General features: G+C 72.4%; 13 protein-coding genes. 6 read left to right on the top strand and 7 right to left on the bottom strand.

Annotation, left to right across the window (positions count from 1 at the left end):
- Positions 1 to 54: 54 nt before the first annotated feature.
- Complete coding sequence (locus ABZT06_RS22490; RefSeq protein ID WP_355743494.1) at positions 55 to 1,077, top strand: LLM class flavin-dependent oxidoreductase; 1,023 nt, start codon at positions 55 to 57, stop codon at positions 1,075 to 1,077.
- 38 nt (positions 1,078 to 1,115) lie between these two features.
- A complete protein-coding gene (locus ABZT06_RS22485) occupies positions 1,116 to 1,937 on the top strand; it encodes a DUF6081 family protein (RefSeq protein ID WP_355743491.1) in 822 nt (273 codons plus the stop codon).
- A 68-nt stretch (positions 1,938 to 2,005) separates the two neighbouring features.
- On the opposite strand, the gene ABZT06_RS22480 is transcribed toward ABZT06_RS22485, so the two are convergent.
- Positions 2,006 to 2,404: a PPOX class F420-dependent oxidoreductase gene (locus tag ABZT06_RS22480; RefSeq protein ID WP_355743488.1), complete on the bottom strand. Its 399-nt coding sequence runs from the start codon at positions 2,402 to 2,404 to the stop codon at positions 2,006 to 2,008.
- Between the two features lie 2 nt (positions 2,405 to 2,406).
- The gene (locus tag ABZT06_RS22475) at positions 2,407 to 3,915 is read right to left on the bottom strand and encodes a DHA2 family efflux MFS transporter permease subunit (protein WP_355743485.1); all 1,509 of its coding nucleotides are present in this window, start codon (positions 3,913 to 3,915) and stop codon (positions 2,407 to 2,409) included.
- A gap of 87 nt (positions 3,916 to 4,002) precedes the next feature.
- Here ABZT06_RS22475 and ABZT06_RS22470 point away from each other — a divergent pair, with 87 nt between their 5' ends.
- From ABZT06_RS22470 to ABZT06_RS22460, 3 genes are all read left to right on the top strand, one after another.
- Positions 4,003 to 4,725, top strand: coding sequence for a TetR family transcriptional regulator (locus ABZT06_RS22470; RefSeq protein WP_355743482.1), 723 nt, complete (start codon positions 4,003 to 4,005; stop codon positions 4,723 to 4,725).
- Between the two features lie 82 nt (positions 4,726 to 4,807).
- Positions 4,808 to 5,575 carry an antibiotic biosynthesis monooxygenase gene (locus ABZT06_RS22465; protein WP_355743479.1) on the top strand — a complete coding sequence of 256 codons (768 nt, stop codon included), beginning with the start codon at positions 4,808 to 4,810 and terminating at the stop codon, positions 5,573 to 5,575.
- A 20-nt stretch (positions 5,576 to 5,595) separates the two neighbouring features.
- Positions 5,596 to 6,267 carry a DsbA family oxidoreductase gene (locus tag ABZT06_RS22460; RefSeq protein ID WP_355743476.1) on the top strand — a complete coding sequence of 224 codons (672 nt, stop codon included), beginning with the start codon at positions 5,596 to 5,598 and terminating at the stop codon, positions 6,265 to 6,267.
- Between the two features lie 67 nt (positions 6,268 to 6,334).
- Here the strand turns inward: ABZT06_RS22460 and ABZT06_RS22455 are convergent, their stop codons facing one another.
- Positions 6,335 to 7,243, bottom strand: coding sequence for an NmrA/HSCARG family protein (locus ABZT06_RS22455; RefSeq protein WP_355743473.1), 909 nt, complete (start codon positions 7,241 to 7,243; stop codon positions 6,335 to 6,337).
- Between the two features lie 127 nt (positions 7,244 to 7,370).
- Between ABZT06_RS22455 and ABZT06_RS22450 the strand changes: the two genes are divergently transcribed.
- The gene (locus ABZT06_RS22450) at positions 7,371 to 8,474 is read left to right on the top strand and encodes a hydrolase (protein WP_355743470.1); all 1,104 of its coding nucleotides are present in this window, start codon (positions 7,371 to 7,373) and stop codon (positions 8,472 to 8,474) included.
- An 81-nt stretch (positions 8,475 to 8,555) separates the two neighbouring features.
- Here the strand turns inward: ABZT06_RS22450 and ABZT06_RS22445 are convergent, their stop codons facing one another.
- The 4 genes from ABZT06_RS22445 to ABZT06_RS22430 form a co-directional block, all read right to left on the bottom strand.
- Positions 8,556 to 9,491: an aromatase/cyclase gene (locus ABZT06_RS22445; RefSeq protein ID WP_355743467.1), complete on the bottom strand. Its 936-nt coding sequence runs from the start codon at positions 9,489 to 9,491 to the stop codon at positions 8,556 to 8,558.
- A gap of 93 nt (positions 9,492 to 9,584) precedes the next feature.
- Positions 9,585 to 9,842, bottom strand: a complete 258-nt coding sequence (locus tag ABZT06_RS22440; RefSeq protein ID WP_355743464.1) for an acyl carrier protein — start codon at positions 9,840 to 9,842, stop codon at positions 9,585 to 9,587.
- A 26-nt stretch (positions 9,843 to 9,868) separates the two neighbouring features.
- Positions 9,869 to 11,092: a ketosynthase chain-length factor gene (locus ABZT06_RS22435; RefSeq protein WP_355743461.1), complete on the bottom strand. Its 1,224-nt coding sequence runs from the start codon at positions 11,090 to 11,092 to the stop codon at positions 9,869 to 9,871.
- Complete coding sequence (locus ABZT06_RS22430; RefSeq protein WP_355743458.1) at positions 11,089 to 12,357, bottom strand: beta-ketoacyl-[acyl-carrier-protein] synthase family protein; 1,269 nt, start codon at positions 12,355 to 12,357, stop codon at positions 11,089 to 11,091. The genes ABZT06_RS22435 and ABZT06_RS22430 overlap by 4 nt, the downstream gene beginning before the upstream one ends.
- Positions 12,358 to 12,603 lie beyond the last annotated feature (246 nt).

The raw sequence follows: 12,603 nt of genomic DNA, 5'->3' as shown, positions 1-12,603 counted from the left end.
ACGGACAGCAGCTGTTCTGACCCCTCCCCGGAACGACCTCAGGAGCCCGGCGTCATGCGCCTCGCTGTGAATCTCACCTACCAGGGCGCCGCCGAACTGGCCCGCACGGCCGAGCAGCTCGGCTACGCGGCCGTGCTGGCGCCCGAGGGATACCGATCGGACGCGGCGAGTCTGCTGGGACTCGTCGCCGGACAGACCGAGCGGGTGGACCTGATCTCGGGCGTGATGCAGATCCCGGCCCGCCCGCCCGGGCTCGCGGCGCTCACCGCGGCCACCCTCGACGCGCTCAGCGGCGGCCGGTTCCGGCTCGGCCTCGGGGTCTCCAACCCCGATGTGGCGCGCGGCTGGTACGGCGCCGAGGCCGACCGGCCGCTCGGCCGGACCCGGGAGTACGTGGCCCTGGTGCGCCGCGCCCTGTCCGGCGACCCGGTCCAGCACGAGGGGCGCCACTACTCCGTCGGCGGCCCCGCCCCGCTCCATGTCCTCACCGAACCCGTGCGTGCGGACCTGCCGGTCTATCTCGCGGCGGTGGGACCGGCCAACCTCAGGCTCGCCGGTGAGATCGCCGACGGCTGGATCGGGGTGTTCACCGCGCCCGAGGCCGTCAAGGAAGCGGTCGAGGAGATCGCCGGCGGGCGCGAGCGCGCGGGCAAGGAGATGGCCGGCTTCGAGGTCCTGCCGAGTCTGCCCACGGCCGTCGGCCCCGATCCGGCCGCCGCCGCGGATCTGCTGCGCAACCAGTACGTGTACCTCATGGGCATCGGTGACGCCGAACGCAACGTCTACTGCACGCTGGCCCGCCGCCTCGGCTACGGCCGGGTCGCGGACGACCTGCGGGAACGGCTGGCCGCCGGTGACCGGGCGGGGGCCGCCGCGGCGCTGCCCGTGGACTTCATCGACCGCACCGCGCTCATCGGACCGGTGCCGCGCATCGCCGAGCGCATGGCCGAGTACGCCGAGGCGGGAGTGACCACGCTGGGCGTCATGGTCTCGGCCGCGGCCACCTCGGCCGCCGAGCGGCTGGCGATCCTGCGTGGCTGCGCGGCGGCGTGGGAGCAATCGGGCACGGCCACGTGAGGACGCATCCCCCAGGAACGCCTTCCCAAGGAGACCGCATGAGCCCTGTTCGGACCGTCCTGTTCGAGGACGACTTCACCCAGGAATGGAACACCCCGGACGCCTCCGCACGCTGGGAGCCCAGGCCGCTGTCCTGGCTCCCGGAGGGGGACGGCCTGGTGACGACGTCACCGGAGGGCCTGTCCGTCGTACCCACCGGGAGGAACCCCGAGACCGGACAGCCGGCGTTCGCGCAGGCGCCCGACGGCCACGACGGTTCCGGCCATCTGCGCTGGGCCGCCTTCGCCGTTCCGGAGTCCGGGGACAGCCGCAAGGGCTTCCCGCTGCCGGACGCCGGGGAGTTCCGCGCCGAGGCTGCCCTGTCCGCCGAGCTCTACGGCACCGACCGGCACCCCTACGGCGACGACCTCGACGACCCGGACGCCACCCTCAAGTGCGGTATGGCGGCCATGATCTGCGTGGACATGGAGTCCGGCATGGTCTTCGACTTCGCCCTCACCAACGGCCGGGTCTGGGCGCTGTACGAGCGGCTGCCGCGTCCCGGCGCACGGCACGGCACGTTCTCGTACGCCGTCCCGGTCTCCGGACGTTCCCCGCGGGCCTGGCACGAACTCGCCATCTCCGTCGACGCGCGGGCGGGACGGGCGCGGTGGCTGCTGGACGGCGACGAGGTGTTCGCGGTGTCCGGTGTCGGGCTGCGGCTGGCGGCGGACGAGCATCTGGCGCGCGCGGAGCCGGGCCCCGAGGAACAGGTGACGGTGGGGCAGCTCTCCCTGGGCCTGGGTCTGTTCGCCGACCCGGTGTGGGGTCAGGGCGCGCGGCTGCTGGCCGGTCGGGCCCGGGTGTCCACCTCTGGGTGAGGTGGGAACGCCGACGGAAGACGAAGGTGGGGTACGGCCGGGCGGCCGTACCCCACCTTCGTCCGTGATCACACGCTCCGGGCGAAGATGCCCGGCCGGCCGGGGTCGAGGCCCCACGACAGGATCCGGGTGGGACGGATGCGGATCATCTCCCCGCTGAAGTGCTCCATGTGCTTCTCGGCGCCGGTCAGCGCCTCGGCCCGGCCGCGGATCTCGACGGCGCGCACGCGCCAGGGGCTGAAGGAGGCGATGTCGTCGACGATCAGCGAGACGTGCTCGTTGGACTGCACATTGCGGAACTTGCGGCTGTCACCGAGCGCCCGCCCCTGGATGTCGATCGTCCCGGTGTCCGGGTTGTAGCGGAAGGCGACGGGGTTGTTCTGCGGCACGCCGTCGGGGGCGACGGTGGCCAGTCGGCCGAGGGTCTGCGTCTTGAGGTAGTCGAGCTCGGCTTCGGTGAACGCCATGGTCAGGCCTTTCCGGTCGCGGCTTGCTGGGCTGCGGCCTGTCGCTTCTGGGCCCGCTGGGCGGCGAAGACGGGCCGCTCGATCGCCGCCAGGACCGCGGTGGCGAGCAGGGCGACCAGCGTGACGACCAGTACCCACCCGAAGGCGGTCCCGAAGGAGTCGGACAGGCCGGCGGGGGTGCCGTCCGAGTCGGCCAGGCTGTTCTGCAGGACCACCACGATGATCGCGGTGCCCATGGACCCGCCCACCCGCTGGAGGATGCTGAGCTGTGGGGTGGCGTCGTTGACCTTGTTGCGGCCCAGGACCCGGTAGGCGGCGGTCATCGCCGGCATCATCGACATGCCGATGCCGAAGCCGCGGACCACCAGGGCGAGGCAGAGCGCCACGTACGAGGTGTGCGGGCCGATCAGCACGAACGGCAGCGTCGAGACGATGTTCACGACCCCGCCGATGATGGCCGTGAGCCCACCGCCGATCCGCTCGGAGGTGCGCCCCGCCAGCCACATCGCCGCCGCGGCGCCGAATCCGGAGGGGCCCAGCAGCAGACCCGTGGTCACGGCGTCCTCGTGGCGTACGGCCTGGTAGTAGAGCGGCATCAGGATCATGCCGCCGTACATCGCCCCGCCGAGGGCGAAGGTGGCGACGCAGGCCGCGGCGAACGCCTTGTCGCGGTAGAGGTGCAGGTCCAGCAGGGGGCGCCGGGGCGGTTTGGTCCGCAGGGCGTGCACCACGAAGGCGGCCGTCAGGACGAGTCCGGCGGCGAGGGAGGCCACGACGGCGGTGGTGAACTCCCCCTTGTTGCCCAGTTCGGCCAGTCCGTAGGTGAGGCCGATCATGCCGAGCGAGATCGCCACCAGGCCGGTCGCGTCGAGCGGGCCGGCGTTCTCGGCCGGCTCGCGGGGCAGCAGCCGCAGCCCCAGCAGGACGGCGATCAGCCCGATCGGCAGGTTGACGAAGAAGATCCAGCGCCAGCCGGGACCGTCCAGCAGCAGCCCGCCGATCGTGGGGCCGACCACCGGCGTCAGCACCATGGGGATGCCGACGACGCTCATGACGCGGGCCATGTTCTGCGGCCCGGCCTTCCTCGCCAGGATCATCTGGCCCACCGGCAGGGTCAGACCGCCACCGATGCCCTGGAGTGCGCGCAGGGCGATCAGCTGACCGCTGGTCTGGGCGAATCCGCAGGCCACGGAGGCCAGCGTGAACAGCACGATCGAGGCGAGGTAGAGACGGCGGGCGCCCACGCGGCGGGCGGCCCAGCCGGTCACGGGGATGACGGAGGCGAGGGCCAGCAGGTACGCGGTCACCACCCACTGGACCGTGTCGAGGCCGGTGTGCAGTTCGCGGGTGAGGTCGTTGAGCGCGATGTTGACGATCGTCGAGTCGAGCAGCGAGGCGACCGCCCCGGTCACGACCACCACGGCGATGCGGCGGACTTCGGGGCTGAGCCCGCTGGGTTGTGGGGCGGCGGGCGTCGCGCCGGTGCTGGTTCGGGCACTGTCTGTGGACATGACGGCATGATTGCCCGCCAGGATGACCCTGTCAACCAGATGGATGAAGGTGCTGTACAGGTGGGTGAAGGGCGCTACGATGCCCTCGTGGACGACGTAGACGATGTGGACGGCCTGCACGGGAAGAAGACGGACGGGCAGGACGCCGGGGCCCCGCGCCGGCCGCGCCGGGCGCCGCGCCCCGAGGACCGGGTGCTCGACGCCGAGCGCAGTCGCCGGCAGCTGCTGGACGCGGCCCTCGACGTGTTCTCCGCCAAGGGCTTCGACGGGGCGCGGGTCCAGGAGATCGCCGACCGGGCCGGCGTCAACAAGCAGCTGATCAGCTACTACTTCGGCGGGAAGCTCGGCCTGTACCGCGAGTTGCAGAAGGCCTGGCAGGAACGCGAGACCGGGATCGGCGGCCCCGACCTCCCCCTGGAGGAGGCCGTCGTACGCCATCTGCACGACGCGCTGGCCGACCCCCGGCCCATGCGGCTCGGCCTGTGGCGCGGACTGACCAACCCCTCGGAGCTGACGGCGGACGAGCCCGAGGAGCGCGAGGACCTCTCGCACACCTACGCCCGGCGCGACCGCCGGGAACTGGCGGCGGACATCGACCCGGCGTCCGCCGTACTGCTGCTCATCGGTGCCGTGGCGGCGCCGGTCACCATGCCCCAGCTGGTCCGCCGGATCTTCGGCACGGACGTCTCCGACCCGGCCTTCGAGGAGCAGTACGCGAGCCAGCTGCGCCGCATCATCCGCCGACTGGCACTGCCGCTCCCGGACGACGACGAGGCCACGACGGGGACTTCGCCGGACGTCGAGCCGTGACGCCCGCTCCACCGGACGTCGAGCCTGCGTCGAGGCGGGCTGATCAGCCTGGCAGTGCACCGGCCGATCACTGGGAGGAACCATGACCGTCGCACTCGCCCCGCACGCCGGCTTCATCGCGCTCGTCACCGTCAGGACCGAGGACACCTCCGTCCAGCACGCCCTGGTGAAGATGCTCGCCCAGGACGTGGAGGCCTGGGTGCGGCACTGCCCCGGCTTCATCTCGGCCAACTACCACCTGAGCACCGACGGCACCTCCCTGGTCAACTACGCGCAGTGGACCAGCGAGGAGGCGTACCGGAAGTCCTTCGAGCGCAACCCCGACAAGGAGGCCATGCGACGGGCCATCCGTGAGCTTCCCGGCGTCCTCGACGGCCCCTCCATGACGGGCTACCGCCTTGATCGCAGCATCGGCGCCCCGCAGCCCGCGGAGCCCGGCGAGGACCTGTGGACGACCGCCGACTGGGTCCGCCGCGGCGCCATGCAACTGGGCAGCAGGCTGCGCAAGGAGAACCCCGAGAACCCGCTCGCGGTGCACGAACTCACCGTCCTGGTACAGCTGATGAACAACCGGGCGCCCAAGACGGCCGAAGACCTGGCCGCCCACGACGAGGTGACGGTCGAGGCCATGCGCGAGACCCTCGACGGGCTCTCCTCGCGCGGTCTGGTCGAGTCCACCGACGGCGGGAGCCACGCCATCACCCCCCTCGGCAAGGCGGCCCTGGACGCCGGCCGAGAGGTGCGCACCGCCTATCTGATGAAGGCGGTCGAAGCCCTCGGCCTGACCGCGGCCGAACGGGCCGTACTGCTCCAGGCCGGACCTCTGCTGGAGCGGCTCGCCCGCTACTGACCCTCATCCGAGGAGCGCCGATGCGCGTCGACATCTGGACCGATCTCGCCTGCCCGCACTGCTACTACGGTTCCCGCAACCTGCGCACCGCGCTGACCCTGTGCCGTGACCCTTCCCCGGTAGAGGTGACCTGGCGCAGCTTCCAGCTCATGCCCGGCCCCGCCGCGCCCGACCGCGACCCGCGGGAGCCGGTGCCCAGCCTGTTCGACGCGCTGGCCCGCTTCAACGGCAGCCGGGAGGCCGCCGAGGCGGCCATGGCCCGCATCGCGCCCCGGGCCGCGGCGGCGGGCCTGGACTTCCGCCCCGACCTGGTGCGCCCGTGCCGGACCATGAACACCCACCGCATGGTGCATCTGGCCGCCCAGCACGGCCTGGCCGAACAGGCGGTGACACGGTTGTACGGGGCGTACTGGGCCGAGGGCCGCGACCTCGCCCACCACGACACCCTGGTCTCCCTGGTCGCCGAGGCCGGCGTACCTGAGGGCGAGGCGCGCGAGGTGCTGGCGGGGGACCGCTTCGAATCCGCCGTACACGCGGACCGGGCGAACGGGCTGGCGCTGGGCATCACCGGCGTGCCCTCGATCGTGATCGCCGACCGGTACCTGGTCCCGGGCACCGCCGCCCCCGAGGACCTCGCCGGCGCGCTGGACGAGGTCCTCGCCGGTGAGGCCGAGAGCCCTGGGCGGCGCTGAGAACCACCGGGCCGGCCGGTGCACGAGCGGGGTCCCGCGGTACCACCGCGGGACCCCGCCCCTGTGTTCAGCTCCCCGAGCGCTCCACACCCGCCGCGCTGGGTGCCCGGTGGTGCCCGGCCGGAGCCCAGGCCGTCCGCTTCAGCCATGCCTCCAGCGTGAGCAGATCGGGCTTGCGCCGCCGCAGGGCGGCCACGTCGGCCGTGTAGCCGATGCGGTTGAGCCAGTCGTAGGCCGTGGCCTGCCACTCGCTCTCCTGCCGCAACTCCTCCATGGGGACCGCCTCGTAGCGGGTGGGTGTCCCGGTGTGCCGCTGGAAGACCTCGGCGATCATCTCGCCGGTCAGCTCGTCGCCGGCGATCTCCCACGCCTTGCCCAGGAACTCCTCCCGGGCGTCGAACGCCTCCGCCGCGAAGAAGCCGATGTCCTGGGAGGCGATCATCTGCAGCGGCTTGCCGGGGGCGAGACCGCGCCGGTAGACGAGCTCACCGTTCTGCGGCAGCGGCGGATACTGCCCGAAGTTGTCCATGAAGTAGGTGGGCCGGATGAACGTCGCCGGCAGTCCGCGCTCCCGTACCCGCTCCTCGATCCGGAGTTTGGCCTCACGCCAGAACACCCCGGCCGGGTTGTCGGCGCCCCCCACCGAACTGTGCACGAAGTGCTCCACCCCCACCTCGGCCGCGACATCGGCGATCACCTTGCCGTGCCGCTCCTCGGCCGGCACCCCGCCCGGCCCCAGGGGGGTCTGCACACTGAAGACCCCGTAGGCGCCGCGCATCGCGGACCGCACGGAGGCAGGGTCCTCCAGATCGCCCCGCACGAGTACCGCGCCGCTCGCCGCCAGCCGCCGCGCGGCGGCCGACTCCGGGTCACGGACGAAGGCGTGCACCGTCCACCCCCGGGCCAGCAGCTCACGGGCCGTCGAACCGCCCTGGTTCCCCGTGGCGCCGAACACGAGTATCCACTGTGCTGACATGGCTGTTTCCTTAGCTCACTGGCCTCAACGGACAAGGCCAGCCTGGCGGCACGGTCTCCAGTCTCACTCGAGTCCCGGCAGCGAGCCTGGGCCTGGCAACCTCGCGCGAGCTGAAGGAGACAGACCCATGCCGGACCGTACCGCCGCACCCTGCGAGCTGACCGCCGCGGCCGTGGACACCGCCAAGATCGCCGCGGAGTACGCGACCGAGTCCGAGCGCCGCCGGACGCTCTGCGCCGAGGTGGTGGAATCGCTGCTGAACGCCGGGTTCGCCCGGCACTTCGCACCCGTCGCCCACGGCGGCGGGGCCGGCCTGTTCACCGACCTCGTCGCCGCGGTCGCCACCGTCGGCGCCGGCTGCACCTCGGCCGCGTGGGGCGCCTCGCTCACCGCCCATCTGCCCCGTATGGCGGCCTACCTGCCCGAACAGGGCCGGGCCGAACTCTGGCAGGACGGCCCCGACACCCTCGTCGTGGGGGCGCTGATGCCGCTGGGCCGGGCGCAGCCGGTGCCCGGCGGGTGGCGGGTGAGCGGACGCTGGCCGTACGTGAGTCTCGTCGAGTTCTCGGAATGGGCGCTGGTGTGCGCGGTCACCTCCCGCGACGGCGGCGCCGAGACGCGGTTCTTCGCCGTCGAGCGCGGCGCCTACGAGATCGAGGACACCTGGGACAGCGTGGGCATGCGGGGCACCGGCAGCAACACCCTCGTCCTCGAGGACGCGTTGGTGCCCGCCCACCGCTCGTTCCTGCGGGACTCCTTGATCGCCGGGGTGCCGGGGTACGACGCCGACGCCTGTCACCGTGTGCCGTTGAAGGCCGTCAACGGCCTGTGCTTCGCCGCGCCCGTCCTGGGCGCGGCCCGCGCCGCGGCCGACGCCTGGCTTCCCCTGGCCGCCGGGCGCGGCTCCCTCTCCGACACCGCCGCCACCGACCTGGCCCGCGCGACGGGGGAGACCGACGCCGCGGAACTGCTCCTGCACCGGGCCGCCGGGACCGCGGACCGGGGAGCGCCCGACGCTTTCGAGGTGGGTCGGGCGGCACGGGACTGCGCGCTGGCCGCCGACCTGTCGGTCACCGCCGTGGAACGCCTCTTCCGCAGCGCCGGGACCCGGGGACAGCAGCAGAACTCCCCCCTGCAGCGGGCCTGGCGCGACGCCCACAGCTCGGCCAGCCACGTCGTCCTCCAGTTCCAGCCGGCGGCCGCCGAGTACACGCGGCACCTGACGGCCTGAGCATCCGAAAGGCCGGGTGGGAACCGAGACTTCGGTTCCCACCCGGCCTTGTCGTGGGCGTTCGTCAGGTGCCGGCCGGCGTCACACGCGGGCCGTGGCCGCGCCCTCCAGCGTGGCCCGGCTGTTGCGGCCCAGCGCGTCGCGGAGATAGGCGCGGGCGTCGGCCGGTGTCGCGTCCGGGCCGAGCACCTCGGGCACGGCCGCCGGGTCGATCACCACGGTGTGCCGCGCGGTGGCGACGGACCCCGACGGCCCGTCCTCGAACGACCAGGCACCGCTGTGCCCGGACAGCAGCCGGGGGGTGATCTGCTGCTTGTAGGCGATCCAGTCCCCGTCGCGGCAGATCCGCACCGAGCGGGTCGTGTGCCGCGAGCCGTCCGCGGTGACCGTGTCCATCTCCAGGTGCTGCACCTCCGGCCGCGGCTCGGCGAGTTCCACCCGCGAGACATGCGGCAGCACCTCCGGCCAGCGCTCGGCACGCGCGATGAAGTCGTACGCCTCCGCCGCGGACACGGACAGCTCGATCGTGTCGGAGAAGCTGAACACCACGTCGTCCACGGAGCCGGCGCCGGCAGCCAGCCGGCCCAGGGCGGCCAGCTCCCGCGCGCTGTTGCGGTCGAGCGCCGCCGTGATCGCGGCCACGGCGGCAGGGTCGTCGTCGACCACGGCGAACCGGTGCCGCAGCACGATCTCCGTGGAACCGGAGGGCAGTTCGCGGAAGAGCCAGCCGCCCGACATCGAGGTGACCGGCGGGTTGGCGTGGTCCTGGCGGAACGAGACGTAGCGGCGCTCCGGGTCGAGGACGCGGCGGGACGTCCACTGGACCACCTCGCCGTTCACCTCGGCCCAGATCTCGAACCGTTCGGAGCGCGCCGCGCGCTCCAAGTGCCGTACGTGCACGGTCGGTTCGAAGACGGCAGGCCAGCGGGTGACGTCCGCGACGAGGGAGTAGAGGACCTCGGCGGGTGCGGCGGCGGTCAGGGTGTGTTGGGTGCGGTGCAGGACAGCAGCGGACATGGGGTCTCCTGGACGTCTCCGGCGGGGTGGTGCGAAAGGCCGGGGCCGCACCCGGACGGCGGTGCGGCCCCGGCGGGGTCTGGACGGGCTCGGTCAGGCCGCGGCCGTGGTCAGGCTGTTGACCAGCCGCAGCAGCGCACGCGGCGTCTCGGCCTCGGCGACCGCCTCCTCGGGCAGGGCGATACCGAGATCGCGCTCGATCTTCGCCGCGCTCTCCATCAAGGCCAGCGAGTCGTACCCGAGCTCGTCGAACGGCACGTCGAGGATGTCCCCGCTCAGGGAGCTGGAGTCCTCCTCGCCGGCGCAGGCGATGAGCGTGCCGCGCAGGTCGTCAAGGGTCATGTCTGCCATGGTTCGTTCTCTCTCCTCGGGTGGGGTCAGGCGGTGGTGAGGACGACGGCTGCGTTGAAGCCGTGGTGTCCGCGGGCGAGGACCAGGGCGGCTCCGGCTCGGACGGACCGCGGTTCGCCGAGGACGAGGTCCAGCCCGTACTCCTCCGGTACGGACGTGGTGTGGGCGGTGGCCGGGACCACCTGGTCGCGCAGGGTGAGCAGGGCCGCCACGACGTCGGCCGGGCCGCCGCCCGCGTACATCCGGCCGGTCAGCGCCTTGGGCGCGGTCACCGGTACGCCGTACGGACCGAAGATCCCGCGCAGCGCTTCGGCCTCGGCCTCGTCGAGGGAGCGGACACCGGCCGCGTCCGCGAACACCACACCGATGTCGGACGGCGTCAACCCGGCATCCTCGAGGGCCAGTTCGGCGGCCCGGCGCAGACCGGACGGCCGTCCGGAGCCCGGCGCCGGATCGAAGGTGGCCGCATAGCCGGCGACCTCGCCGTACGTCCGCTCCGCCCCCCGCTCCCGAGCCGACACGGAGTCCTCGACGATCAGCACGGCGCCGCCCTCACCCGGGACATGACCCCGGGCCGAGCTGTCGAAGGGCAGGTACGCCCGCCCGGGATCGTCCGCCGTGCTGACCCTTCCGACGGCCAGCTGGGCCGACCAGCCCCACGGGTCGAAGGCGGAGTCGACCCCGCCGCTCACCACCAGACGGGTGCCGCGCCGTACCGTGCGACGGGCGTGCCCGACGGCGTCCAGCCCGCCCGCCTGCTCGCCGACGAGGGCCGCGCTGGGCCCGCGCATGCCATTGCGGATGGAGATCTGGCCGGTGTTGACCGCGTAGAACCAGGCGAAGGACTCGTAGACGCTGACGTACTCGGGCCCCTGGTGCCACAGTTTGCGGAACTCCCGGTGGGTGAAGTCGAATCCGCCCTGGGAGGTGGAGGTGACGACGCCCATGTCGTAGTCGGCGACGCCCGAGGCGGTGTCGATGCCCGCGTCCGCGAGAGCCCAGTCGGCGGCCACGACGGCGTAGCGCGTGGAGATGTCGGTCTGCGGCAGCAGCCGGCTCGGCAGATACTCGGCCGCGTCGAAGTCCCGGATCTCCCCGGCGAGACGGGCCGGATACCCGGAGGTGTCGAAGCGGCTCAGCTCCGCGATGCCGTTCTCCCCGGCGAGCAGGGCCTTCCAGTACTCCTCGGTGCCCAGCCCGTTGGGCGCCAGGACACCGATGCCGGTGATGACGGTACGGACGGTGCTCATGCGGTGGTCACCTCCGGGGCGTGCAACACCATGGCGCTCTGGAAGCCGCCGAAACCGCTGCCCACGGTGAGTACGGTGTCCACGCGCTGCTCGCGGGCGACGCGGGGCACGTAGTCCAGGTCGCACTCCGGGTCGGGCGTGTGCAGATTCGCGGTGGGTGGCACGACGTTGTGCCGGATCGCGAGTGCGGAGGCGGCGATCTCGATGGAGCCGATCGCGCCCAGGGAGTGGCCCACCATCGACTTGATGGAGCTCACCGGCACGGCGTACGCGTGCTCGCCCAGGCTCCGCTTGAAGGCGGCGGTCTCGTGCCGGTCGTTCTGCTTGGTGCCGGAGCCGTGGGCGTTGACGTAGTCCACGGCGGTCCGGTCGAGCCTGGCCTCGTCGAGGGACGCCGAGATGGCCTCGGCCATCTCACGGCCGTCCTTCTTGAGACCGGTCATGTGGTACGCGTTGCTGCGGGTCGCGTAACCGCCGATCACGGTGTAGATCTGCGCGCCGCGGGCCCGTGCCGCCTCGTACTCCTCCAGGACGAACATCGCCGCGCCCTCGGCCAGCACGAAGCCGTTGCGCGTGCCGTCGAACGGACGGGAGGCCGTGGCCGGTTCGTCATTGCGCGGAGTCGTCGCCTTGATGGCGTCGAAACAGGCGACGACGATCGGCGACACCGGTGTGTCGGCGGCGCCCGCGAGCACGGTGTCGGCACTGCCCTCGCGAATCAGCTGGGCGCCGTACCCGACCGCGTCCAGGCCCGAGGTGCAGCCGTCGGAGACCATGGTGACGGGGCCCTCGGCCCCCACCTCCCAGGCGATCTCGGCAGGCATCACCCCGGGGCTGAGGTAGTCGAACATGTACGGCGACAGATGCGCGGGATCCACCAGCCAGTCGCGGCCGGAGTCCGACATCACCAGGTACTCGTTCTCCAGGCTCGTGGCCGAGGCGACGGCACTGCCCAGCGCCACACCGACCCGGTGCGGGTCGAGCGAGGCGAAGTCGAGACCGCTGTCGGCGACGGCGTCCCTGGTGCACGCCACGGCGAACTGCGTCGCCCGGTCCATCCGCCGGATCTCGCGCGGACTGAACCCTTCCGCCCGGGCGTCGAAGTCGGTCTCGCCGGCGATCCGCGACCGGAACGGCGAGGCGTCGAAGAAGGTGATCGGCCGGGTGGCGGTCCGCCCCGCGGTCAGCAGGTCCCAGAACTCCTTGGTCCCCGAGCCGCCCGGTGCACGCACACCGATTCCGGTGATCACCACCCGCCGGGTCACCGCCCGGCTCCTGTCCTGCTCGGCATGATCCGTACCCCTTTCGGTGTGCACCCTGAGGTGTTGACACCGGAACCCTCCGAGTAGCCGCTCGAGGCTGGCTCGGGAGCGAATGGGGGCGCGGTTGCGCGGCTCGTAAATGCGATATCGAACACTCTTCATTTTCAAGCAACAGCACGGACACCGGTTCGCGTATGCTCAGTTGCAGACACAGGTTCGTACGTTGACGTACCTGCGGGGGGAACTGTG

This window comes from Streptomyces sp. NPDC005483 (genome assembly GCF_040606035.1).
Classification (GTDB): Bacteria; Actinomycetota; Actinomycetes; order Streptomycetales; family Streptomycetaceae; genus Streptomyces.
The sequence above is the reverse complement of the archived record's forward strand: the minus strand, read 5'-3'. Positions and strand labels throughout refer to the sequence as shown.